Genomic DNA, 22,220 nt, shown 5'->3' with positions numbered 1-22,220 from the left:
GATCGTACGAAACGAATCGACTGCACTAACATGCAGAGGCACTTACCGTCGCTTTTTCTTTTCGAAACGAGAGCACGATGGTCAAGCTGATGATGATCCTGCTGGGCGTGGACTATCTTCGCGATCGCTGGCGCAGCCTGACGGCGACGGGCTGGCTGCTGCTCGTCGTCGGCATCGGCGTGTTCATCGATGCGCTCGACGGCGCGCTTGGCTTCCCGATCGCGTTCGTCGGCTGGTTGCTGCTCCTCGAGGGGGCGCTCACGCTATCGGTGGCGTGGGCGGGTGTCGGCGGGCAGCGCAGGCTGCGCTATGCGAAGGGCATCGCGTTCGTGCTCACGGCTGCGCTGATCTTCGAAGGCGATCATCACGGGCACTTCATTCTGTCGATCTTGATCGGACTCGCCTTTCTGTTCGATGGTCTGCTGCAAGCCACTTCGGCGCTCGTCGTGCGTTACCGTCGTTATCGGGTCGCGCTCGGCTTCGCGATCTTCGAGATCGTTCTCGGCGTCTTCATGATTCAACCGTATCCGACGCATTACAAGGGGACGGTGCCGTATTGCATCGGCGCGTTCTTCATCTTCGCGGGATGGAATCTCATCATGATCGGAACGCGGGTGCGCAAGCTGACGAGCAATCCCGCCGTCTGGGGCGATGCGAGTGCGGAAGCGGCAAGCGAAACAGGCCACACGCACGATAGCACCCGCCCGGCGCTGCAAGCGAGCGAATGGGACGGTCCGCCCGGCGACAACGAACCGGCGCTGACCGTGCACGTATGGACGCCGGTGGGATCGTCGAAGGCAGAGACGCAATGGCATCCGATCATCGATCGATATATCGCGGCGGTGGATCGCAATGGCGTGATCTCGACGGGACATGCGGCGCTCGAATCGCCGGAAGGCGTCTATGTGAGTCTTTATCCGGCCGTTGAAATCGACCGCTCGCCCGACGACTTCGCGCGCCTCTTGCGCGCCACGCGCGAGAACGACGTGCCTGGCCTTTTCCAGCCGAGCTACGCGATCGAATCGAAGGCATGGTGTCCATCGACGGTGCGCGTGCGCATCCGCAATTACGATCCGGCGCGGCTCGATCGATTCTGGCGCAACTATCGCGAGGACACCACGTATAACCTCACGCATCGCAATTGTTCGAGCAGCGTGTCGCGTGCGCTGGAAGCTGCGCTCGAAGGCGCGGCCGGCCGCTTGTACGGGTCGCGCGCGGGCTGGGGCGCGCTCTTCAGGATGATCGTGACGCCGGAGCTATGGGTCGCGGCGCAGGTGCGCAAACGCGCGGTGACGATGGCGTGGACGCCCGGTCTCACGCTCGACTATGCGCGCGCGTTGAGCATGGTTGCCGATCCGCGTCCTTATGGCTGGCTCAAGGTCGCACGCATGGCGCTTACGAAGATGCGCGAATCGCGGCGCGCATGGCGCGAGGAAGGAACGCTCGCGCAAGACGGCGGATCGAACATCGATCCACCCGCGCGCGTTTGATGTGCTGCCTGCCGTTAAAGATCGAGGTCGTCGGCTTCCTTGCGCGCGCGGCGTTCCTCGTTCGCACGGCGCGCTCGCAGGCGTTGACGCGACAACTGGGCGATCACTTCGCCTGTCGATGCGCCCGGCGGAATCTCGTTGCGAATGACCTTGGGCACCATCGGCAAACCCATGCGCTGCCTGCGCAACGCGCGGGCGATGGCGGTGCGGCATTCCTGACCGTGACAATCCCATTCGTCACGGATTCGCTCACAGTAGGGACATTTTTCCATTCCTGAAGTCTACCGCGAAACAATGACGGCTTTCGCGCATCACGCGTCCCATACGCCGCTCGATGCGGCTCGTTTGGCATAGTCCTCGAACGTGCGAGCTTCGCGATGCAAGGCGGTGCGCACGCCGTCTGCGGGTTGCGCGTTGCGGCCATCGAGCACGGTGGTGAAGAGATAGAGCATCAAGTCGGTCTCGGGTTTGGACACGCCCGCTTCGAGCAGGCCGGCGCGAAATGCATCGGGCGGTACGGGAACGAGTTGCAGATCACGTTTCGATGCCTTCGCGATGCATTCAAGCGCTTCGGCGAAAGTGATCGCGCGAGGCCCGGTGAGTTCGTAAAGCCGGTTTTCATGGCCCGGTTGCGTGAGCGCGGCGACGGCTGCATCGGCGATATCTTCTGCATCGACGAAAGGCTCTCTTATGTCGCCGACGGGCAGTGCGAGCACGCCCTCGCGGACCGGGTCGATCAGAAAGCTCTCGCTGAAATTCTGCATGAACCAGCTGCAACGCAGGATCGTCCAGCTTGCACCCGAGCGTTGCAGTGCCTGTTCCGCGGCTTGCGCTTCTTCTTCGCCGCGTCCCGATAGCAGCACGATATGTTGGACGCCGCTTGTCAGCGCCATGTCGAAGAATGCGCTGACCGTATCGAGCGCGCCTGGTTTCGCGAGGTCTGGCTGATAGGTGACGTACACGCGTTTCACGCCTTCGAGCGCCGCGCGCCATGTCACGCGATCGTTCCAGTCGAAGCGGGGCTGCGTGGAACGCGCGCATGCGCGCACGTCGAGGCCTTGTTTGCGCAGCCGCTCTGCCACGCGTCGTCCCGTTTTGCCATTCGCGCCGAGAACGAGAATGGGCGCCGCATCGAAGTCCGTAAGAGCCATGACCATCTCCTGAGCTTAGAACGTGAGAGTTGCTCACGTTTTAAACATGATAGATACTCACATTTGACTGTCAAGCATTTTTGAGCGTTCATTCAAGCACGCAAAGGACATCGCCATGCAGGAGAAATCGTCGCGAATCAAAACGCAGGAGCGTGTCGCGCGCAGACAGCCCGCGCAGCAGCGCAGCCGCGAGCGACTCGATCGCATACTGGAGATCGCGCAGCAACTGATTGCGGAGAAGGGGAGCGAGCACGTGAAGATGAGCGAAATCGCCGAGCTCGCGGAGATATCGATTGGCTCGCTGTATCAGTACTTTCCCGACAAGCGCGCAATCGTGCGCACGCTCGCCGAGCTCCACGCGGCAGAGAGCCGCCGATGCGTTCGCGAAGCGTTCGAGGCCGTATCGACCAGGGCGCAATTGCTGGGCGCGTTCGCCTCGCTCGTCGATCAGTATTATGAAATCGTGCTGGACAAGCCCGTGATGCGCGACATCTCGTCGGCGCTGCGATCGGACAAGGAGTTGATGAGCATCGAGATTGCGGAGAGCCGTGCATGCGGCGCGTTGCTCGCGACGGCGATCCGGCGCGTGATGCCGCGCGCGGACATCAAGCGCGTGAACGCGCTCGCGTTTCTGATCTGGCAGCTAGGCGAAGAGACCATGCGCCTCGCCGTCGCGCAAAAGCGCGGCGAGGGCGCATTGCTCGTCGATGCCTATAAGCGAATGAGCTTGCGGGCTATCGAAGAAGTCTGAGAACGGCGCCCGTTCATCCGCTCAATTGATTCGACGTGCTCGGCCGCCGTGCCCGCTGATGATGATCGAGACTTCGCCGCAGCACTTTCTTGACGAGACCCTTCAGGAAGTGGATCGAGCGATCCGCGCGCACGTTCAGATCGAAAGGCGCGAGTTCGACGACCTTGCGGCCGCTGCGCTCAGCGAGCTTCTCACGCAGCGTCCGATGATCGACGGCCATGGCCGTGAGCGTCTCCGATGCCTGCTTGAACGACGCCCGATCGACGCGCGCGCAAACGTGACAGGCCCGATGAAAGAGCTTGTCGAACACGGTGAGCCAGAAGTCGTCCATGTCGCTGCCGTCGCAATGCGCGAGCGCTTCCTGCCCCGTGACGCGAAGATTGTGCATGTCGCGCAGCTTGGCGGTTTGCGTGATGCTGCCGAAGCGCCGGCGATATCCGATCAGCGGCGCCGGAATACGGTAGATGCTCTTCGCACGAAGATAGGTCGAAGGCACGAGCGCCATGTCCTCGTAATTTCGTCCGACAGGAAAGGGCGCTTCGTCGAAGAGATCGGTGCGATAGACGCGCGCCCACGCGAAAGTGTGGAACCGGTCGGCGAATTGCTGCAGGGCCGCGCGATCCATGGGATGACCGCCGCTCGTTGCATCGTCGACGAGTGCGATTTCGTCGAGCTCGCGTCCGTTGTCATCGATGATCGTGACGTTGTACTCGACCACATCCCATTTGCGCTCGGCCAGCACGGGGATCATGGCTTCGGTGAAGCCCTTCAGATAGATGTCGTCGCCGTCGAGGAATCCGACATAAGGCGTGCGCACGGCTGCGAGCCCGGTATTGCGCGCGGCGCTCAGACCGCGATTTTCCTGGTGTATTAACTCGATGTGCACGCCGCGATCGCGTTCGACCACCGAGCGTGCCGCCGCATAGGTCTCGTCGCGAGAACCGTCATCGACCACGATGATCTTCATCGCATCGATATGAGGTTGGGACAGGAGGGACTCGAGCGCTTCCTCGATGTAACCCTCGATGTTGTAAGCCGCCACGACGATACTGAGCAGCGGATTGGTGTCTCGCAAGGAGTCACTCTCAAACGGCATGGATGACGCTCTCCGTCGATTGATTGGGCTCTGTCTCTTCGCATGCCTGATGCAAAGAGCCGTCGTCGATGTCCCTGTGCCGCCACGCAGCGATGCTGCACGCAACGGCGCCTATCCGCGTGAATCGCAGCACGGAGGACATACATCTGGTCTGATGGATGCGGCTGGCTCGATCACCGTACTAGACGGGAAGGAACCGTTCGGAATGCCGGCGCAACAAGGGCCTTCAAGCGTGGCCGTTTCGGGCTACGCATACGAAAGCGCTTGCGACGCTTTTATTGTTGGAGCATGTCTGTCATATGGCGGGCCCCGGACGCCCCGGCCTGACGTGCATGTCGATGGAACAAACGTAAATAGAGCGATTTATGCTGGATGGGTTCCCCAAGTGTCTGCATGCTAGTCCTTCAAAACAACGAAGCGATGACACTCGCCTGCGTGCAGCATGCAGCCAATGAAGTCCTTCGGGACATACTAGTAGAAAAACGACTGCACAGAGCCGGATTTCGTCCGTTTGCGAAGCAACACTGACTCGCAAACGTTATCGTCCGGGCGGGACACCCGGCTCTCGGTGCGCTTGGACACACGCGAGCGACATCGGACGCGCTGAAGCGTGACAAACGGTTTCATGTGCAAGCAACTGTAGCGGCACGCCGCATATTTTTCCTGTCGTCCGCCTTGTGCGATTGACATGAGGAAAAAAGTACGTATGTCGCTCATCATTCAGCGGCATGCACGCTTGCCACGCTCCGTCAGCGAGTTATCAATGATGGTTATAGACGAATTGCCCGAGCGCCTGAGGCGAAGGCTGTGTCGTCCAGCCGCTTTGCGCGGTGCCGTCGAGGCTGCCTCCGTAATCGCCCGACTGTTGCGCATGTTGGCTTGCCGCATCAGCGTCAGCGCGCACGTCCGGCGTATGCGATTGTGCGTAACACAGCATCGGCACCGTCACCGAAGCGGCGAGAAGGGCGGCTGCGAGCTTCTTCATGATCGTTCTCCTTGAACGTGTGGAACGTGAGAAGGAGACTAGGCGCGAAGAATTAGCCGACCGTGAGTGCGTGGATCGTGCTCAGACGTTTTCCGGCGTATAGAGCTGCGCCGGCAACGGATACTGACTCGCTTGTGCCGCTTCGCCCGGCAGCGCCTGCAATGCGCGCAGCATCGCGTGAATCGCTGTCTCTGCGATGCGCTGAAGCGGTGTATCGATGACGAGATCGATGACGCCTTCGACGAGCGCCTCGTAACGATCCGGCATCAGGTCGCTGCACACGGTCACGATGCGCCGCCCCGCGGCTTCCTCGCGCAACGCGCGAATCACGCCGCCCACCCCGCCGCCGGGAATATAGAGGCCGGCGAGATCGGCGTGACGCGCGAGCATTGCAAGCGTCGCTTCATAGGCGAGTTGCTTGTCCTCGAGATTGATCTGCGTATCGAGCACACGCAGACCCGGCGCGTGCTCGCGCAAATACGAGCGAAAGCTGATCTCGCAACTTTCCTGACCGAGGTAACGCGGCGTGCCGACGAAGACGCCGACCGTGCCTTCGTCGCGACGCGTGAGACGGCTCACGGCCCACGCTGCCGTGCGTCCGCTCTTGCGCGGATCGACGCCGATATAGCCGGCACGCAAGGGCGCGCTCAGATCCGAGAGCAGCGTGACCGTGGGCTTGCCTTGTCCGTGAAGCGTTTCGATTGCAGCCGTCACGTGCGGATGATCCACAGCGACTACGCCGAGCGCATCCACTTGTTCGCCGAGCGAAAGCAGCGTGCGCGCGATGGAAGCCGGATCGAGCTCGTCCATGTATTCGATGACGGCGTTGCAAGGCTCGGGTTCATGGCGCGTGGCCGCATCGGTCAGAATGCGCGCAAAGGTCTGATAGAACGGGTCCGCACGTTTTTGCAGACAGAATCCGAAGGTGTAGCGCTCATGACGCTCGCCGCGTTGTGCGCGCATGCGCTCGCGCATGAGTCCTGCGCCGTGATAGCCGATGCGCTCGGCCGCTTCGATCACGCGCAATGCGGTGCCTTCGCGCACGCTGATGCGTCCGTTGAATACCCGATCGACCGTCGCTGGGCTGACGCCCGCGGCTTCGGCCACGGATTGAAGAGTAGGACGCTTGCTCATCTTTGATGTAATTGATGGGTTTTCAATTCGCGCGATGATGCCTAAAGATAGCAAATGAGCGAGAACATTGCGCAGGCTATGGGTCCGCTTCTATCATCGATCCAACAATAACGAATGATGTAAATCCAATCATCGGTTGAGGTGACATGATGGAATCCAGGCAATCGCCGGGCGCAGACGCGCGGGACGGTTATCGCGATTACCAGTTGATTGGCGGCGCGGGTGAACGCGCGAAAGCCGCCGGGCTCGTCAATGCAGAGTGGTACAAATGCGCGGTGCCGCGTCCGCTCATGAAGAGCCTGATGCAGCGTGGCGATGCGCGCGCCATTCGCGACACCGTGCTCTGGTACGCGTCGATCATCGCGAGCGGCGTGCTCGCGTGGTTCGCCTGGCAAGCCCACTCGCTTTGGGCCGTTCCCGCATTTCTTCTCTATGGCACGCTCTATTGCAGTCCGGCGGATTCGCGCTGGCATGAGAGCGGTCATGGCACCGCATTCAAGACCTCATGGATGAACAAGGCGCTCTATCAGGCCGCTTCGTTTCAGGTGTTTCGCCGTCCGACGATCTGGCGCTGGAGTCACGCGCGTCATCACACGGATACGCTGGTCGTCGGGCGAGATCGCGAGATCGCGGTGCCGCTGCCGACCGACTGGTTGAGTCTCGCATTGAACGTGTTCGCACTGAAACACGCTGCAAGTGAAGCGCCGAAGATCGTGTCGTCGGCATTCGGGAATATCGGCGAAGAGGAAAAGACCTATGTGCCGGAATCAGAATGGCCGAAGGTGATTCTGGAAGCGCGCATCACGCTGGCGATCTATGTCGTCGTGATCGCCGCCTGCTTTGTGTTCCATTCGATACTGCCGCTGCTCTATATCGGCTTGCCGAGTCTTTACGGTGCGTGGCTGTATCTCTTCTTCGGCCTCACGCAGCATGCGGGCATGCCCGAGAACGTGCTCGATCATCGCAAGAACTGCCGCACCGTGATGATGAATCCCGTATTCCGGTTTCTCTATCTGAACATGAACTATCACGTCGAGCATCACATGTTTCCGATGGTGCCTTATCACGCGCTGCCGCGCCTTCACGAAGCGGTGAAGCACGACATGCCGCCGCCGTATGCGAGCACGATCGCGGCCTATGCGGAGATCATTCCGGCGCTCGTGCGGCAAACGCGCGATCCGTCGTATCACGTCGAGCGGCCGGTGCCCGCCGCAACGCAGGCCTGAACAAGGAGACTGTTTCTCATGACCCAATGGATCGATGCAGCCGCGATGGACGACATCGAAGACGAAGACGTGATGCGCTTCGATCACGATGGCCGCACTTTCGCGATCTACCGCGTGAACGATGCCGTCTACGCCAGCGATGGCCTGTGCACGCACGAGCACGTGCATCTGAGTGACGGGTTCGTGATGGATCATGTCATCGAATGCCCGAAGCACAACGGACGCTTCGACATTCGCGATGGCCGGCCGCTGTGCGCGCCCGTGTGCGAAAAGTTGCGGACGTATCCCGCGAAAGTCGAGGGCGGGCGCATCTTCATCGAGATCTGATCTCTGGAGACAGACGATGAGTCAGTTCGAAGGCAAGGTGGCGGTCATCACCGGCGGCGCGCAAGGACTCGGCGCGGCAGTGGCGGCGCTCTTCGCGGAACGCGGTGCGCACGGCATCGTGATTTGCGCGCGCTCGAAGGACAAGGGGGAACAGAAGGCGCGCGAGCTGGCCGAAGCGAGCGGTGCGCACGTGCGCTTCGTCGCGGCCGATCTGTCGCGCGTGGAAGAATGCCGCGCGGTCATTGCCGCCGCGGATGAACAGTTTGGACGCGTCGACGTGCTGGTGAACGCCGCCGCGACAACGGATCGCGGCACGATTCTCGACACCGATCCCGAGCTCTTCGACCGCATGTTCGCAACGAACGTGCGCGCGCCGTTCTTTCTGATGCAGGAGACGATCCGCATCATGAAGCGTGAACGGATCGAAGGCGCGATCGTCAACATCTGCTCGATGTCGGCGATGGCGGGGCAGCCGTTCATCGCCGCCTATTGCGCGTCGAAGGGCGCGCTCGCGACGCTCACGCAGAACACCGCGTACGCGCTGCTACGCAATCGCATCCGCGTGAACGGCCTGAATCTCGGCTGGATGGCGAGCGAAGGCGAAGACCGCATTCAGCGCACGCATCACGGCGCGGACGACGATTGGCTCGAACGCGCCGCATCCGCGCAGCCATTCGGACGACTAATCAACACGAATGAGGCGGCGCGCGCGGTCGCCTATCTGGCGAGTGCGGAGTCCGGGCTGATGACCGGATCGATGATCAACTTCGATCAATCGGTGTGGGGCGCTTATGACGACGCGCCGCACCCGCCGGAACCGCTCTGAACGATCGATGAATCACACGCGGAACATGCTGACGGCGCGCGCGAGGCGTTCGGCCTGATCGCGCAACTCGGCGGTCGAATGCTCCGCTTCACCGACGAGCGCCGCGTTCTGCTGCGTCGCTTCGCCGATCAGCATGACCGCGCTGTTCACCTGCTCGATGCCGCTCGCCTGCTCGCGCGACGCAACACCAATCTCATCGACGATCGCATTCACGCGCGAGACACGCTCGACGATGCCGCCCATCGTGCTGCTCGCTTCCTCGGCGATCTTGTAACCCTGCGAGACCTTCGCGGCGGATTCCGCGATCAGCACTTCGATCTCCTTCACGGCGCTCGCGCTGCGCTGTGCGAGCGCCCGCACTTCCGATGCAACGACCGCGAAGCCCTTGCCGTGCTCACCCGCGCGTGCCGCTTCGACCGCGGCATTCAATGCGAGGATGTTGGTCTGAAACGCGATGCCTTCGATCGTCGCGGTGATATCGGCGATGCGTCGCGCCGATGCATCGATCTCGCCCATCGTTTCGACCACGCGTCCCACGGCGTCACCGCCCGCGCGCGCAGCATCCGATGCCGATGCGACCAGCGTGCCCGCCTGCGCGGTATTCGCTGCGTTCTGCTGCACCGTGCTCGTGATTTCTTCCATGCTCGCAGCGGTTTCCTCGACGCTCGCCGCCTGCGTGGCGATGCGCGTCGCGATGTCGCTGCTGCCAGACGCGATGCGCGCTGTGCCTTCGTTCATGTCGGCCGATGCGCTGCGCACCTGCGCGACGATGCCCGCGAGCCCGCGCGAGACACCATCGATCGCACGCATCAGCCGGCCGATATCGTCCTCGCGCGTGCTGTCGATACGCACGGTCAGATCGCCCGCGGCGATGCGTTCGGAAGCGCGCGTCACGTCGTCGATCGGACGGCTCACGAGTTGCGTGACCGCATAGATCAACACGCCAACGAGCAACGCCACGACGATCAACCCGAGCGCGAGAAAGCGATTGCGGCTCGCATGTACGTCCGCGAGCAGTTCGTCGCGATAAGCGATGCCGCCGATCATCCATTGCCATTGCGGCACCGTCATATAGACGATTTCCTTCGTGCCGCCATGCACGCGCGCATCCGCACCCGGCATGTCGACGCCATCGAACGTGAGCGCGCCTTCGTGCGCATCGAGCATCTGCGTGAAGGGCGCGACGCGTTCATCGGCCGTCTCGCCTTTCGAGCCGGGATGCACGAGCAGCTTGCCGCGATTCGCGCCGTTCGATGCATCGACAACGAAGTGATAGCCGCTCGTGCCGATCACGAGTTTCGCGATCGTGTCTTGCAGCGCAGCGAATTCCGACGTCACGTCGACGCCCACGAAGAGCGCGCCGATCACGCGGCCCGATACATCGGTGACGGGCTTGTATTCGGTGATGTACTGCTTGCCGAACAGCGCCGCGATGCCGATATACGGCTTGCCCGACAGAATCGGCGCATACGCGGGCCCTTTGCGATCGAGCAGCGTGCCGATCGCGCGCGTGCCGTCCTGCTTCTTGAGCGAAGTCGTGACGCGCACGAAATCGTCGCCGGTGCGGGCGAAGATCGTCGCGATTGCGCCGCTTTCTTCGAGGAAAGCATCGGGAATCGCGAAGTCGTTGTTGAGCGGCTTGTCGCCTGCGAGGAAGGTCGGCGTGGCTTTGCCGTCGATATCGACGGTGCGCGTTTCATCGAGCGTGAAGGCGGACGGCAGGCGATGCGCGAAGATCGTCATGAAGCGCGAGACTTCCGCGCTCACGGCTTTGTCATAGAGGCCGATCATCGTTGCGATCGAGCGATTCTCGCTTTCGACGCGCGCGAGCGCATGCGTGTCCACTTGTTCGCCCGCGCTTTGCGTGACGGCGATGGTGAAGAAGGCAACGACGACCGCCGTGAGCGCGCAGGCGAGCACGGCGAATTTGGTCCCGACATTCGTCCGGGCCAGAACATTACGAAGCATGGGGGAGTGACTGATCGATAAGAGTTGTAATGCACCTTATCGGCAGATACTTGACGAGACTTTAATTTTCGCCGTGCGGCGTGCTAGCTGCGCTGCCTCATCGCGAGGGCGACACCCGACAGCGTGAGCGCCATGGCGACGGCTTCGCGCGTGCCGAGCGGCTCGCCGAGCGTGAGCGCCGCCGCGACGATGCCCATGATCGGCACGAGCAGCATGCCGATGGACGCGACATCGGCGGGCAGGCGGCGCAGCGTCGCGAACCACGCGAGATAGCAGACGGCCATCGGCACGAGGCTCATGTAGACGAGCACCGCCCAGCCGTCGGGACCGAGCGCGGAAAACACCGGATGCTCGATATAGAGCCCGAGCACGATCATCGGCGCGCAGCCGATACCGACTTGCCATGCGACGAGCGTGATCGGCGGGATGGGCATCGGCCCGTGCGTGATGACCGTGCCGAGCGCGAACAGCACTGCCGCCGAGAGTGCGAACGCAATGCCGGCGAGCTTGCCGCCATCGAACGAAAGGCCATGCGCGGACAGCAGCACGACGACGCCCGCAAGACCCAGCGCGAGCGCGCAAAAGCCCGCGACGGAAGGCCTGCGCTTCGCGATGGGCCATGCGAGCAGCATCGCCCAGATCGGCATCGTATAGACGAGCAGCGCGCCTTCGCTGACCGACAGCCATTTCATCGAGAGCGTGGAGAAGCCCATCCAGGCAAAGACGTTGATCGCCGATGCGAGCAGCAGCCTCGGAACGAGCGCGCGCGGTATGCGCGTGTTCTCACCGGCAAATCTGGCGATGACGCCGAGCAGCACGGCGGCCGCAATGCCGGCGACACCGCGCGAGAAAAGCGGCGGCCACTCGCGCAGCAGGATTTTCATGGCGGGCCAGTTGAGCGCCCAGCCGGTGGCAGTCACGAGCAGGCAGAGAAACCCCGTCAGGCGAGCAGGCATTGAAAGCGTTTTGTCGTCGTTGTTCGTCGGGGTTCGATCATACAGGCGTCCTGAGGCGGTCCCGACGCGGGCGCTGGCATTTTGCGTGCAAAAGGCAACATGCAAAACGCAAACAAACACCGCCCGGCGCCCGCTCGAGAAAAATTTCCAGAAAACGATTAACAGCGAGACCTCGTATGGCGATCTACGCGGTAGTTCGCTGCCAGAAGCCCGACAGATAAGCGTGAATGCAGGGTTAGGGCAAATACCAGGATGGTCAGCGCACGACAAAGCCACTATTCTTCGAAAAAACGTTTTCCAAACCCCGGCTCGCCCGCGTTTCGACACCGACGCGACGCCATCGCCTACGGCGCTCGTCGCCGTTCACGCAACAAGAAACGCGGCACGACGAGCGCCGCCGCGTCCGGAGACTTTCATGAACACTGTCGTTGCCGGCGTCGTGCGTACCGCCAGCCGCTATCGCTGGACCGTGTGCGCGCTGCTCTTCTTCGCCACGGTCATCAATTACATGGACCGGCAGATCCTCGGTCTGCTCGCCCCGATGCTTCAGCACGACATCGGCTGGACACAGGTGCAGTACGGCCGCATCGTGATCGCGTTCTCGGCGTTCTATGCGATCGGTCTGCTGTGCTTTGGGCGCATCGTCGACTGGCTCGGCACGCGTATTTCGTATGCGCTTGCGATGTTCATCTGGAGTATCGCCGCGATGCTGCACGCGGCCGTCGGCTCCGTGATGGGCTTCGCGATGGTCCGCGCGCTCCTCGGTATCGGCGAGGGCGGCAATTTCCCGGCCGCCATCAAGACGACCGCCGAATGGTTCCCGCGCCGTGAGCGCGCGCTCGCGACCGGCATCTTCAATTCGGGCGCGAACATCGGCGCGGTCTTCGCACCGGCGCTGATTCCGGCGCTCGCGGTGGCCTTCGGCTGGCGCGCGGCGTTCGTGCTGGTCGGCGCGATCGGCCTCGTGTGGCTCGTCGTGTGGTTCGTGATGTATCGCCAGCCGGACGGCCGCGCGCATGACGACGAAATCGCCGACGAAGGCGACGACACCAACGCCGCCGATGCCGCCAACGTCAAGGCACGCGGGCCGGGCTTCAAGGAACTCATCAAGAAGCGCGAGACGTGGGCGTTCATCGTCGGCAAGTTCATGACGGATCCGGTGTGGTGGTTCTATCTGTTCTGGCTGCCGAAGTGGCTCAACGAGTCGCGCGGTATGGACATGCAGCACATCGGTTTGCCGCTCGTCGTGATCTATGCGATTACCACGATCGGCAGTATCGGCGGCGGCTGGGTTTCTTCAGCGCTGCTGCGTGCGGGCTGGACCGTGAATGCGGCGCGCAAGACCGCGATGCTGATCTGTGCGTGCGCCGTGCTGCCAATCGCATTCGTGTCGCAAGCTGAAAACCTGTGGGTCGCGGTGGGGATCGTCGGTCTCGCGGCGGCGGCGCATCAGGGCTGGTCGGCGAACCTCTTCACGACGGCATCGGACCTGTTCCCGCGCCGTGCGGTGGGTGCGGTGGTCGGCATCGGCGGCATGGCCGGTTCGATCGGCGGCGTGCTGTTCTCGGAAGTGATCGGCCAGGTGCTGCAACGCACGGGGCACTACTGGGTGCTGTTCGCGATCGGCGCATCGGCGTATCTCATCGCCTTCGCGATCATGCACGTGCTCACTCCGAAGATGACACCGGCAAAGCTCAGCGCGTAATTCCTATTAGCAATTATTAGTAAAGACATGCGCCGCGCCGCCAGCACTCGCAACTTGCAGGCCGCGCGGCGCGCGTCACGCGACGGCAGCAGTCGATTCACGCACGATGAGCCGCGGCTCGAACATGGAGTTGCCGGGATCGGGATGACCGGCGAGGGCGTCGATGAGCTTCTGCATCGCGAGTTCGCCCATCTTCTCGCTTTGAATGTCGACGGTCGTGAGGCCCGGCGCGGCGTAAGCGCCGTAGGGCACGTTGTCGATGCCGGTCACCGACACGTCCTGCGGCACGCGGATGCCGAGCGTCGCGGCCTCCTTCATGAAGCCGAGCGCGATCAGGTCGTTGTAGCAGATCACCGCTTGCGGCCGCTTCGGACCGAGCATCACGCGCGAGCAGGCCTGTTCGCCGGCAAGGGACGTCGGCGCGTGGGCTTCGTAGATGTCGAGTTCAAGGCCTGCTTCAGCGAGACACTCGCGCGCGCCGCGAATCCGTTCATCGTTGATGCGCGCATGCTCGAAGCCGAGATACGCGATGCGGCGATGCCCGAGGTCGAGCAGATGGCGCGCGAGCATGTAGGTGGCGAGGCGGCTGTTGATGCCGACGCTCGGAATGGGCAGTTCGGCGTTGCGCAGGAGCACGACGGGTTTGTCGAGATCGAGCATCCATTGCGCGTCTTCGTCGGGCAGACGGGAACTGACGAGCAGGCCGTCCACGCGCTGCGCGAGAGCTTCGATGAGCGGCCGCTCGCGCGCCTGGTTTTCGTCGATATCGACGAGCAGCAGCGTGTAGTCGTGCCGCAGCGCGATACGGTTCGCGCCTTTCACGACATGCGTGAAGTGCGGATTGCTGATGTCCAGGATGGTGAGGCCGATGGTGCGCGTCTTGCCCGTGATCATCGAACGCGCGAGCGGGTTCGAGCGATAGCCGAGCGAATCGATGGCTTCCTTGAGCCTGGCTTCGACCGGCGCGGAAAAGCGCTGCGCGCCGTTGATGTACTTGGAGACGGTCGCGACGGAGACGCCAGCAGCGGCGGCGACGTCGCGAATGGTCGGAGACATTTTCTTCATTCGGAGGGTAACGTTTTCGCTTTGTTAACGGATTGTCGCAGAAATTCGGGAAACGATGACATCGCATCTTGCATTTTGCATTCAGCCTTTTGCATGCCAAGTGAAGATTGACGGCGCGTTCCCTCGATCGCTATAGTCCCGAAAACGTTTTCTCTCGTCTTGCTTTTAACGTATCAACTCGTATCGACAGGAGTCTCGATGAATCAGCCAAACGCAGCGGCCAAACCGTTCAAGCGCCTGCTTCTGACCGGCGCGGCCGGCAACCTCGGTCGTCAGTTGCGCGGTGCGCTCGCGCAATGGGCCGACATCGTGCGGCTCTCCGACATCGCCCCGCTCGACGATGCCGCGAGCCACGAAGAAATCAGCGCCGTCGATCTCGCGGACCGCGAGAAGGTGATGCAACTCGTCGAGGGCGTCGATGCGATCGTGCATCTCGGCGGCATCTCCATCGACGCGCCCTTCGACGATCTGATCGAAGCGAATATCCGCGGCACGTACAACATCTATGAAGCCGCGCGCCGCTACGGCGTGAAGCGCATCGTGTTTGCGAGCTCGAACCATGCAATCGGCTTTCATCCGGTCACCGAAGTGCTCGATGCGGATTCGCCGCATCGCCCGGACAGCCTATATGGCGTGACGAAGTGCTTCGGCGAATCGCTTTCGCGTTATTACTTCGACCGCTTCGGCATCGAAACGGTGAACCTGCGTATCGGATCGTCGTTCGAGGAGCCGAAGAATCCGCGCATGCTGGTCACCTATCTGAGCTTCCGCGATTTCATCGAACTCGTGCGCTGCTCGCTGTTCACGAATCGCGTCGGTCATGCGGTGGTGTACGGCGCGTCGGACAATCCGGTGAAGTGGTGGGACAACTCGAAGGCCGGCTTCCTCGGCTTCAATCCGCAGGACAGCTCCGCGCAGTTCAACGGACTCTTTCCGCCGACGGGACCGACCGCCGATCGCGACGACCCGTCGCAGCGTTTCCAGGGCGGTCCGTTCGTGCTGGGCGAACCGATGGAGCGCAAGCGATGAGCGCCGCAGTCCGCGCGGAAAGACTCGACGCGGCCGGGCGCGCGACGGTGGGCGAATGTCCGGTATGGCGCGCGCAGGAAGGCGCGCTGTATTGGGTCGATATCCCGGCGCGCCGTCTCGTGCGGCTCGAGATCGAAAGCGCGCGCCGTACGGAATGGACGTTCGATGAACAGGTCGCCTGCTTCGCGTTCGACAGCGCCGGGCGCGTCGTCGCGGGCATGGAGAGCGGCATGTTCGGCGTCACGCTCGCCGACACGGGCGAAGCGCGCGCAACGAAGCTCGCCGCACCGTCATTTCCCGCGAAGGGCATGCGCTTCAACGATGGCCGTTGCGACAGGCAAGGGCGCTTCTGGGCCGGCACGATGGTGCAGGACATGTCGCTCGCGAGCGCCGTCGGCGCGCTGTATCGCTTCGACCGGAACCGCGCGTTGTCGGCGCCAATCGTCGATGGCCTCATCACGCAGAACGGCCTTGCATGGTCGCCGGATGGCAGGACGATGTATCTCTCGGACTCGCATCCGCTGCGCCGCATCGTTTGGGCATTCGACTTCGACGCCGACACCGGCACGCCGAGCAATCAGCGCGTATTCGCCGATCTGCATCACTACACCGGCCGTCCCGATGGCGCCGCGGTCGATGCGGACGGCTGCTATTGGACCTGCGCGAACGACGCGGGACGTCTGCTGCGCTTTACGCCGAAGGGCGAACTGGATCGCGAGATCGCGTTGCCCGCGAGCAAGCCGTCGATGTGCGCATTCGGCGGCAGCGATCTGAAAACGCTCTATGTCACGACAATTCGTCCGGCAACGAATGCCACTGACGACGACGGCCACGTGTTCGCATTGAACCCCGGCGTGCAAGGATTACCGGAACCGGACTACGCCGGTATGTTACCGGTCGCATAATCGTCACGAAACGGGGCGCGTCTTGCGTCCCGTTCGCAATTTTTTCGCACAGTGTGGGACGCGAGCGACTCGATGCACTGCGTTGGCGCGCATCGAGTCGTGAGGGACGTCACGCTTCGGAACCGATACCAAGAACAAACACCAATGCTTTAAATCCTTTTGAAAGAGTAGTCTGCGGCAGGTATCCCGAGTACCAGCGATCGACAGATTCTCTCATCCGGAGGAGACATTGATGGACCTTGAAGCTCGCACCATGAAGCGCGTGATGGTTCGCCTCGTGCCGTTCCTGATCCTGTGTTACTTCATCGCTTATCTGGACCGCGTCAACGTCGGCTTTGCGGCGTTGCAGATGAACAAGGCGCTCGGTTTTACGGCGAGCATGTTCGGTTTCGGCGCCGGCATTTTCTTTATCGCCTATTTCTTTTTCGAGGTTCCGTCCAATCTGCTGCTCGAACGATTCGGCGCGCGCCGCTGGATCGCACGCATCATGTTCACGTGGGGCATTCTCGCGGCGGCGATGGCCTACATTCCGAACATCGCGCAGGCGACAGGCTTCTCGAACGCACATGTGTTCTACGGCTTGCGCATTCTGCTCGGCGTCGCGGAGGCGGGCTTCTTTCCCGGCATCATCTTTCTGCTGACCTTGTGGTTCCCGGCGAAGTATCGCGGCCGTGTCGTTGGCTACTTCATGGCGGCGATTCCGCTGTCCACGGTGATCGGCGGGCCGATCTCCGGCGCGCTCCTGCAGATGGACGGCATCAAAGGCATGCAAGGTTGGCAATGGCTCTATCTGATCGAAGCGATTCCCGCGTTGCTGCTCGCATTCGTCGTGTACTTCTATCTGACCGACCGGCCGAGGGATGCACACTGGCTCGCGAAAGAAGAGCGTGACTGGCTCGTCGATCGCCAGGCGCAGGAGCGGGCGCATCGCGAATCCGTGCATGCATTCAGCGTGAAGGAAGCCATTTTCAATCCGCGCGTGCTGGCCATTGCGCTGATCTACTTCGGCGCGAACGCGACCAACTATGGCCTGAGTTTCTTCCTGCCGCAGATCGTCAAGTCGTTCGGTCTGACCAACCTCCAGACGGGCTTCGTCACGTCATTGCCGTATGCGGTCGGCGTGGTCAGCATGGTGCTGTGGGGCCGTCATTCGGACCGCAAGCTCGAACGTCGCTGGCATGTCGCGATTGCGTTGATGGTCGCGGCGGGCGGCATCGCGGCGTCGGCGGGGCTCGATGACCCAGTGATGAAGATGATCGCGCTGTCGATCGCGGGCTTCGGCATCTTCGGCTGCCTGCCGGTGATCTGGACGCTGCCGGCTTCGTTCCTGTCGGGTGCGGCGGCGGCGGGCGGCATCGCGGCGATCAATTCGCTCGGCAATCTCGCGGGCTTCTTCGGTCCCTATGCAATGGGCTGGATCAAGGACAGCACGGGCGGCTTCGGCGCGGGCTTGCTGTGCCTGGCAGGGGCGGGCATGGTTGGCGTGGCGGCGGTCCTGCTGCTGCATCACGATCAGACGCTGGAGACGGTTTCCGGCGCGCATGACATCGAGGATGGCGAGCCGAACATGGCGCGCTGATTTTGCATCGATGCGAGGACTGCGGCGGCGCGGTCCTCGCAAATTCACTCGGATGCCGCCTGCGCCCGCCGCAATCTCTCCCGGCTATTGATCAGATGCAGACGCATCGCGGTGCGCGCCGAATCGGCGTCGCCGCGTTCGATGGCATCCGCGATCTGCTCATGCTCGCGATTCACGCGCATCAGATACTCCGCGTTTTGATCGCGCGGAATCGGCGTGGCCGTGATGCGCGTGCGCGGAATCATGCGCGTGCCGAGATGCTCCATGATCTCGACGAAATAGCGATTGTTCGTCGCATACGCGATCTCCATGTGAAAGCGCAGATCGGGCGAGACGGTATCGGTCGCTTCGCTCACGCTCCTTGAAAAATCGGCGAGCGCCGTGCGCATCGTTGCCAGGCGGGTTGCATCGCAACGCATGGCGGCGAGGCCTGCGCTTTCCGTTTCGAGACTGATGCGCAATTCGAGAATCGCGAGTGCATCGATGGAGCCCGCGACGTCGGCGGGATCGAGTCGCAGAAGCGATGACATGCCCGCTTCGCACACGAACGTGCCGATGCCGTGACGTGTTTCCACAAGCCCGGCCGCCTGCAATCGCGATAACGCCTCGCGTACCACCGTGCGGCTCACGCCGAAGCGCTGCACCATTTCCGCTTCGGTCGAGAGGCGGCTGCCGGCCTTCAGTTCCTGCGTATCGATTTGCGCGCGCAATGCATCCACGAGCTGAGCGGTGAGGCTGCGCCGCGTTCCCGGCGATGCAGGCGAAGATGCGTCGATGTCGGCATGAAGATCGGGCAATAGCGTCACGGGAATCCCGGTGGAGTGGGTTTTACACACATTGACAAAACCATCGGCAAATGATGATATGCATGATGTAGTGATATGACAACGTACAAGAAGACACGCGCAGGGTTAATCCCTAGCGACGACAGCCTTCAGGAGACACAACTCGATGGAACAACAAAGCAGCGCGCAAGTACCCGGCGACGACGCGCCATTCAACCGGTTGTTGCTGACCGGCGCCGCGGGTGGGATCGGACGCGCGATCCGGCATCGCGTTGCCGAATTCGCGCGGCACGTGCGCGTGTCGGACTTGCCGGGCGTCTTGCCGAGCGAGGCAGCGCCTCACGAAGAGATCGCTCCTTGCGATCTGGCAGACCGCCACGCCGTCGATGAACTCGCGAAAGATTGCGATGCGATCGTTCATCTCGGCGGCGTATCGGTGGAGCGTCCGTTCGAAGAGATTCTCGAAGCGAATATCAAAGGCGTGTTCAACCTTTACGAAGCGGCGCGCCGTCAGGGCGTGAAGCGCATCGTGTTCGCCAGCTCGAATCATGTCACGGGGTTTTATCGGCAGGACGAACGAATCGATGCCGATGCGCGCAAGCGTCCCGATGGTTATTACGGGCTGTCGAAATCCTTCGGCGAAGATATTGCGCAGATGTACTTCGATCGCTATGGCATCGAGACGGTGAGCATTCGCATCGGCTCGGTGTTTCCGGAGCCGAAGGATCGCCGCATGATGGCGAGCTGGATGAGCTACGACGATTTTCACGACCTGTTGCGCCGCAGTCTCTTCACTAAGGACGTCGGCCATACGATCGTCTTCGGCATGTCCGCGAATGCGCATACCTGGTGGGACAACCGCTGCGCCGCGCATCTCGGCTTCGTCCCGCGCGACTCGTCGGAGCAGTTCCGCGACAAGATCGAAGCGACGCCGCCGCCTGCGCCGACCGATCCCGTGGCCGTGCTGCAAGGTGGCACCTTCACGACGACAGGCCCGTTCGACCCGGTTTAATGCATGCGAAATGCAGTATCACGGCATGCGTAGTATGTCGTCATACATCCAGCGCCGGACGCGCGAGCCGTCGCGTCCAGACCCAACAGGAACATTGCCGCCATGTTTTCGCTCGATTTCTCACCGCTGTTGCCGTATTGGCCAACGTTCCTGCTAGGCGCCTGGCTCACGCTCAAGATGACCTGCGTGGCCGTGTTTTTCGGGTTGATCCTCGGCATGCTGGTCGCGTTTGCCAAGCGCGCGAAGCTGCCGGTGGTGACGCGCCTGTGCATCATCTATATCGAGGCGGTGCGCAATACGCCGTTCCTCGTGCAGATCTTTCTGCTGTACTTCGGTCTCGCGAGCATCGGCTTGCGTATGCCGACGTTCGCAGCCGCCGCGCTTGCGATGACCATCAACATCGGCGCCTATGCGGCCGAGATTATTCGCGCCGGACTGGAATCGGTGCCGCGCGGGCAGATCGAAGCAGCGGAATGCCTCGGGCTTTCGAAGTGGCGCATCGGCTGGCATGTGATGCTGCAACCGTCGATCGAGAAGGTCTATCCCGCATTGACGAGCCAGTTTCTGCTGATGATGCAAGCTTCCGCGATCGCTTCGCAAATCTCTGCGGAAGAACTCACGGCAGTCGCCAACACGGTGCAGTCGGACACGTTCCGCTCGCTCGAAACGTACATCGTCGTCGCGGCGCTGTATCTCGTGCTGTCGCTTGTCATCAAGCTCATCGCGTGGGCCGTGGGCGAGCATCTCTTCAAGCGCCGCCGTGCAATTCGTCTCGCCGCGAAACGCGCCGGCAAGACGCCGCCCGATCCGCAGCGCATCGATACGGTCATTCCCGGAGGTGCGGCATGAGCGGCGGATTCACATCGGCTCACTTCGTCTATCTGGTGCAATCGATAGGCTGGACGCTCGTGCTTTCCGCGCTTGCATTCGTGCTCGGCGGCATCGGCGGATTCGTCGTGATGCTCGCGCGCATTTCGCCCCGCGCATGGCTGTCGCGAACGGCGCTCGTGTATATCGAAGCGATTCAGGGTGTTCCGCTGCTGATCCTGCTCTTCATCGTGTACTTCGGTTTGTCGGTGTATGGCTATCAGGTGCCCGCGCTCGTTGCGGCCGGCCTCGCGTTGATGGTTTATTCGAGCGCGTATCTCGGCGATATCTGGCGCGGCTGTATCGAAGCGATGCCGAAGCCGCAATGGGAAGCGTCGGAGTGTCTGTCGCTCACGCGCTGGCAGACGCTGCGCCTCGTGATCATCCCGCAGGCGATGCGTCTCGCGCTGCCGCCGACCGTCGGCTTTCTCGTGCAGCTCATCAAGATGACATCGCTTGCTTCGGTGATCGGCTTTATCGAGCTGACGCGCGCGGGGCAGATCATCAACAACTCGATCTTCCAGCCGTTCCTCATCTTCGGACTGGTCGGCGCTTTCTATTTCGTCCTGTGCTATCCGCTTTCGCGCTGGAGCCAATCGATGGAGAACAAGCTCAATGTCAGCAATCGTTAAGGTCGACGATATTCACAAGAGCTTCGGCTCCAATCATGTGCTCAAGGGCGTGTCCTTCGAGGTCAACAAGGGCGAGATGATCGCCGTGATCGGTGCGAGCGGTTCGGGCAAGAGCACGGCTTTGCGCTGTATCGACAGGCTCGAGACGATCGATCGGGGCGAGATCGAAGTATGCGGCATTCGTGTCGATGATCCGAAAGTCGACTTGCATCTGTTGCGCCGCGAAGTCGGCATCGTGTTTCAGAGCTATAACCTCTTTCCGCATCTGACGGTCGAAGAGAACATCATGCTCGCGCTGCGTCACGTGAAAAAGATGTCGCGCGACGAAGCGCGGCGCATTGCGATGAACGTGCTGGAACAAGTAGGTCTTGGACAAAAGGCCGATGCCTATCCCGAACAATTGTCGGGCGGGCAGCAGCAGCGTGTCGCGATTGCGCGTTCGCTTGCGATGTCGCCAAAGGTGATGTTGTTCGACGAAGTGACGTCGGCACTCGATCCGCAATTGACGGGCGAAGTGCTGCGCGTGATGGAAGATCTCGCGGCCGATGGCATGACGATGCTGCTCGTCACGCACGAGATGGCCTTTGCGAAGCGCGTGGCGGACCGCATCATCTACATGCATCAGGGAAAGGTATGGGAAGTGGGCGACGGCAGCATGCTCGATGCGCCGCGCACGGCCGAATTGCGAGCATTCCTCGATAACGGGCTTTGATATCCGCAACATCAATCCA

The 22,220-nt window shown here is 62.0% G+C and carries 22 protein-coding genes; 13 read left to right on the top strand and 9 right to left on the bottom strand.

Annotation, left to right across the window (positions count from 1 at the left end):
* The first annotated feature begins 77 nt into the window (after positions 1 to 77).
* Complete coding sequence (locus AWB76_RS05175; protein WP_061159067.1) at positions 78 to 1,490, top strand: HdeD family acid-resistance protein; 1,413 nt, start codon at positions 78 to 80, stop codon at positions 1,488 to 1,490.
* Positions 1,491 to 1,504: 14 nt separating this feature from the next.
* On the opposite strand, the gene AWB76_RS05170 is transcribed toward AWB76_RS05175, so the two are convergent.
* Both AWB76_RS05170 and AWB76_RS05165 read right to left on the bottom strand, forming a co-directional pair.
* Positions 1,505 to 1,762: a hypothetical protein gene (locus AWB76_RS05170; protein WP_061117089.1), complete on the bottom strand. Its 258-nt coding sequence runs from the start codon at positions 1,760 to 1,762 to the stop codon at positions 1,505 to 1,507.
* Positions 1,763 to 1,801: 39 nt separating this feature from the next.
* Positions 1,802 to 2,641, bottom strand: coding sequence for an NAD(P)H-binding protein (locus AWB76_RS05165; protein WP_061159405.1), 840 nt, complete (start codon positions 2,639 to 2,641; stop codon positions 1,802 to 1,804).
* A 115-nt stretch (positions 2,642 to 2,756) separates the two neighbouring features.
* Here AWB76_RS05165 and AWB76_RS05160 point away from each other — a divergent pair, with 115 nt between their 5' ends.
* On the top strand, positions 2,757 to 3,392 hold the full coding sequence (locus AWB76_RS05160) for a TetR/AcrR family transcriptional regulator (protein WP_061159066.1): 636 nt from the start codon (positions 2,757 to 2,759) through the stop codon (positions 3,390 to 3,392).
* Between the two features lie 13 nt (positions 3,393 to 3,405).
* Here AWB76_RS05160 and AWB76_RS05155 read toward each other — a convergent pair whose 3' ends face one another.
* The 3 genes from AWB76_RS05155 to AWB76_RS05145 all read right to left on the bottom strand — a co-directional run bounded on the left by AWB76_RS05155 (position 3,406) and on the right by AWB76_RS05145 (position 6,607).
* Positions 3,406 to 4,488, bottom strand: a complete 1,083-nt coding sequence (locus AWB76_RS05155) for a glycosyltransferase family 2 protein (protein ID WP_061159065.1) — start codon at positions 4,486 to 4,488, stop codon at positions 3,406 to 3,408.
* Positions 4,489 to 5,248: 760 nt separating this feature from the next.
* Entirely contained in the window at positions 5,249 to 5,473 is a 225-nt protein-coding gene (locus AWB76_RS05150) for a hypothetical protein (RefSeq protein ID WP_061159064.1), read from the bottom strand.
* A gap of 81 nt (positions 5,474 to 5,554) precedes the next feature.
* Positions 5,555 to 6,607, bottom strand: coding sequence for a LacI family DNA-binding transcriptional regulator (locus AWB76_RS05145; RefSeq protein WP_061159063.1), 1,053 nt, complete (start codon positions 6,605 to 6,607; stop codon positions 5,555 to 5,557).
* 146 nt (positions 6,608 to 6,753) lie between these two features.
* Here AWB76_RS05145 and AWB76_RS05140 point away from each other — a divergent pair, with 146 nt between their 5' ends.
* The 3 genes from AWB76_RS05140 to AWB76_RS05130 are packed head-to-tail and all read left to right on the top strand — an operon-like array spanning position 6,754 to position 8,986.
* The gene (locus tag AWB76_RS05140) at positions 6,754 to 7,833 is read left to right on the top strand and encodes a fatty acid desaturase family protein (RefSeq protein WP_061159062.1); all 1,080 of its coding nucleotides are present in this window, start codon (positions 6,754 to 6,756) and stop codon (positions 7,831 to 7,833) included.
* 18 nt (positions 7,834 to 7,851) lie between these two features.
* Entirely contained in the window at positions 7,852 to 8,160 is a 309-nt protein-coding gene (locus AWB76_RS05135; RefSeq protein WP_061159061.1) for a non-heme iron oxygenase ferredoxin subunit, read from the top strand.
* Positions 8,161 to 8,176: 16 nt separating this feature from the next.
* Positions 8,177 to 8,986 carry an SDR family oxidoreductase gene (locus AWB76_RS05130; protein ID WP_061159060.1) on the top strand — a complete coding sequence of 270 codons (810 nt, stop codon included), beginning with the start codon at positions 8,177 to 8,179 and terminating at the stop codon, positions 8,984 to 8,986.
* A gap of 12 nt (positions 8,987 to 8,998) precedes the next feature.
* Here AWB76_RS05130 and AWB76_RS05125 read toward each other — a convergent pair whose 3' ends face one another.
* On the bottom strand, positions 8,999 to 10,954 hold the full coding sequence (locus AWB76_RS05125; RefSeq protein WP_061159059.1) for a methyl-accepting chemotaxis protein: 1,956 nt from the start codon (positions 10,952 to 10,954) through the stop codon (positions 8,999 to 9,001).
* 83 nt (positions 10,955 to 11,037) lie between these two features.
* On the bottom strand, positions 11,038 to 11,910 hold the full coding sequence (locus tag AWB76_RS05120; protein ID WP_061159058.1) for a DMT family transporter: 873 nt from the start codon (positions 11,908 to 11,910) through the stop codon (positions 11,038 to 11,040).
* Between the two features lie 415 nt (positions 11,911 to 12,325).
* Between AWB76_RS05120 and AWB76_RS05115 the strand changes: the two genes are divergently transcribed.
* Complete coding sequence (locus tag AWB76_RS05115) at positions 12,326 to 13,615, top strand: MFS transporter (protein WP_061159057.1); 1,290 nt, start codon at positions 12,326 to 12,328, stop codon at positions 13,613 to 13,615.
* A 75-nt stretch (positions 13,616 to 13,690) separates the two neighbouring features.
* Here AWB76_RS05115 and AWB76_RS05110 read toward each other — a convergent pair whose 3' ends face one another.
* The gene (locus AWB76_RS05110; protein ID WP_061159056.1) at positions 13,691 to 14,680 is read right to left on the bottom strand and encodes a LacI family DNA-binding transcriptional regulator; all 990 of its coding nucleotides are present in this window, start codon (positions 14,678 to 14,680) and stop codon (positions 13,691 to 13,693) included.
* Between the two features lie 198 nt (positions 14,681 to 14,878).
* Here AWB76_RS05110 and AWB76_RS05105 point away from each other — a divergent pair, with 198 nt between their 5' ends.
* The 3 genes from AWB76_RS05105 to AWB76_RS05095 all read left to right on the top strand — a co-directional run bounded on the left by AWB76_RS05105 (position 14,879) and on the right by AWB76_RS05095 (position 18,193).
* The gene (locus AWB76_RS05105; protein ID WP_061159055.1) at positions 14,879 to 15,709 is read left to right on the top strand and encodes an NAD-dependent epimerase/dehydratase family protein; all 831 of its coding nucleotides are present in this window, start codon (positions 14,879 to 14,881) and stop codon (positions 15,707 to 15,709) included.
* Positions 15,706 to 16,614 (top strand): SMP-30/gluconolactonase/LRE family protein, encoded by a 909-nt coding sequence (locus AWB76_RS05100; protein WP_061159054.1) that lies wholly within the window; start codon positions 15,706 to 15,708, stop codon positions 16,612 to 16,614. The genes AWB76_RS05105 and AWB76_RS05100 overlap by 4 nt, the downstream gene beginning before the upstream one ends.
* Before the next feature lie 232 nt (positions 16,615 to 16,846).
* Positions 16,847 to 18,193, top strand: coding sequence for an MFS transporter (locus AWB76_RS05095; RefSeq protein ID WP_061159053.1), 1,347 nt, complete (start codon positions 16,847 to 16,849; stop codon positions 18,191 to 18,193).
* A gap of 44 nt (positions 18,194 to 18,237) precedes the next feature.
* Here the strand turns inward: AWB76_RS05095 and AWB76_RS05090 are convergent, their stop codons facing one another.
* Complete coding sequence (locus tag AWB76_RS05090) at positions 18,238 to 18,999, bottom strand: FadR/GntR family transcriptional regulator (protein WP_096031255.1); 762 nt, start codon at positions 18,997 to 18,999, stop codon at positions 18,238 to 18,240.
* A gap of 145 nt (positions 19,000 to 19,144) precedes the next feature.
* On the opposite strand from AWB76_RS05090, the gene AWB76_RS05085 reads away from it, so the two are divergent.
* The 4 genes from AWB76_RS05085 (at position 19,145) to AWB76_RS05070 (ending at position 22,201) form a co-directional block, all read left to right on the top strand.
* A complete protein-coding gene (locus tag AWB76_RS05085; RefSeq protein WP_061159051.1) occupies positions 19,145 to 19,990 on the top strand; it encodes an NAD-dependent epimerase/dehydratase family protein in 846 nt (281 codons plus the stop codon).
* Positions 19,991 to 20,092: 102 nt separating this feature from the next.
* The gene (locus AWB76_RS05080; RefSeq protein WP_061159050.1) at positions 20,093 to 20,839 is read left to right on the top strand and encodes an amino acid ABC transporter permease; all 747 of its coding nucleotides are present in this window, start codon (positions 20,093 to 20,095) and stop codon (positions 20,837 to 20,839) included.
* On the top strand, positions 20,836 to 21,489 hold the full coding sequence (locus AWB76_RS05075; RefSeq protein ID WP_061159049.1) for an amino acid ABC transporter permease: 654 nt from the start codon (positions 20,836 to 20,838) through the stop codon (positions 21,487 to 21,489). The genes AWB76_RS05080 and AWB76_RS05075 overlap by 4 nt, the downstream gene beginning before the upstream one ends.
* Positions 21,473 to 22,201: an amino acid ABC transporter ATP-binding protein gene (locus tag AWB76_RS05070; protein ID WP_061159048.1), complete on the top strand. Its 729-nt coding sequence runs from the start codon at positions 21,473 to 21,475 to the stop codon at positions 22,199 to 22,201. Before AWB76_RS05075 ends, AWB76_RS05070 begins: the two co-directional genes overlap by 17 nt.
* Positions 22,202 to 22,220 lie beyond the last annotated feature (19 nt).

This window comes from Caballeronia temeraria (assembly GCF_001544795.2).
GTDB classification, from domain to species: Bacteria; Pseudomonadota; Gammaproteobacteria; order Burkholderiales; family Burkholderiaceae; genus Caballeronia; species Caballeronia temeraria.
The sequence above is the reverse complement of the archived record's forward strand: the minus strand, read 5'-3'. Positions and strand labels throughout refer to the sequence as shown.

Bases quoted from the DNA above. Each gene is read 5' to 3' on its own strand.
- AWB76_RS05175 (WP_061159067.1), top strand. From the start codon at position 78: ATGGTCAAGCTGATGATGATCCTGCTGGGCGTGGACTATCTTCGCGAT.
- AWB76_RS05170 (WP_061117089.1), bottom strand. From the start codon at position 1,762: ATGGAAAAATGTCCCTACTGTGAGCGAATCCGTGACGAATGGGATTGT.
- AWB76_RS05165 (WP_061159405.1), bottom strand. From the start codon at position 2,641: ATGGCTCTTACGGACTTCGATGCGGCGCCCATTCTCGTTCTCGGCGCG.
- AWB76_RS05160 (WP_061159066.1), top strand. From the start codon at position 2,757: ATGCAGGAGAAATCGTCGCGAATCAAAACGCAGGAGCGTGTCGCGCGC.
- AWB76_RS05155 (WP_061159065.1), bottom strand. From the start codon at position 4,488: ATGCCGTTTGAGAGTGACTCCTTGCGAGACACCAATCCGCTGCTCAGT.
- AWB76_RS05150 (WP_061159064.1), bottom strand. From the start codon at position 5,473: ATGAAGAAGCTCGCAGCCGCCCTTCTCGCCGCTTCGGTGACGGTGCCG.
- AWB76_RS05145 (WP_061159063.1), bottom strand. From the start codon at position 6,607: ATGAGCAAGCGTCCTACTCTTCAATCCGTGGCCGAAGCCGCGGGCGTC.
- AWB76_RS05140 (WP_061159062.1), top strand. From the start codon at position 6,754: ATGATGGAATCCAGGCAATCGCCGGGCGCAGACGCGCGGGACGGTTAT.
- AWB76_RS05135 (WP_061159061.1), top strand. From the start codon at position 7,852: ATGACCCAATGGATCGATGCAGCCGCGATGGACGACATCGAAGACGAA.
- AWB76_RS05130 (WP_061159060.1), top strand. From the start codon at position 8,177: ATGAGTCAGTTCGAAGGCAAGGTGGCGGTCATCACCGGCGGCGCGCAA.
- AWB76_RS05125 (WP_061159059.1), bottom strand. From the start codon at position 10,954: ATGCTTCGTAATGTTCTGGCCCGGACGAATGTCGGGACCAAATTCGCC.
- AWB76_RS05120 (WP_061159058.1), bottom strand. From the start codon at position 11,910: ATGCCTGCTCGCCTGACGGGGTTTCTCTGCCTGCTCGTGACTGCCACC.
- AWB76_RS05115 (WP_061159057.1), top strand. From the start codon at position 12,326: ATGAACACTGTCGTTGCCGGCGTCGTGCGTACCGCCAGCCGCTATCGC.
- AWB76_RS05110 (WP_061159056.1), bottom strand. From the start codon at position 14,680: ATGAAGAAAATGTCTCCGACCATTCGCGACGTCGCCGCCGCTGCTGGC.
- AWB76_RS05105 (WP_061159055.1), top strand. From the start codon at position 14,879: ATGAATCAGCCAAACGCAGCGGCCAAACCGTTCAAGCGCCTGCTTCTG.
- AWB76_RS05100 (WP_061159054.1), top strand. From the start codon at position 15,706: ATGAGCGCCGCAGTCCGCGCGGAAAGACTCGACGCGGCCGGGCGCGCG.
- AWB76_RS05095 (WP_061159053.1), top strand. From the start codon at position 16,847: ATGGACCTTGAAGCTCGCACCATGAAGCGCGTGATGGTTCGCCTCGTG.
- AWB76_RS05085 (WP_061159051.1), top strand. From the start codon at position 19,145: ATGGAACAACAAAGCAGCGCGCAAGTACCCGGCGACGACGCGCCATTC.
- AWB76_RS05080 (WP_061159050.1), top strand. From the start codon at position 20,093: ATGTTTTCGCTCGATTTCTCACCGCTGTTGCCGTATTGGCCAACGTTC.
- AWB76_RS05075 (WP_061159049.1), top strand. From the start codon at position 20,836: ATGAGCGGCGGATTCACATCGGCTCACTTCGTCTATCTGGTGCAATCG.
- AWB76_RS05070 (WP_061159048.1), top strand. From the start codon at position 21,473: ATGTCAGCAATCGTTAAGGTCGACGATATTCACAAGAGCTTCGGCTCC.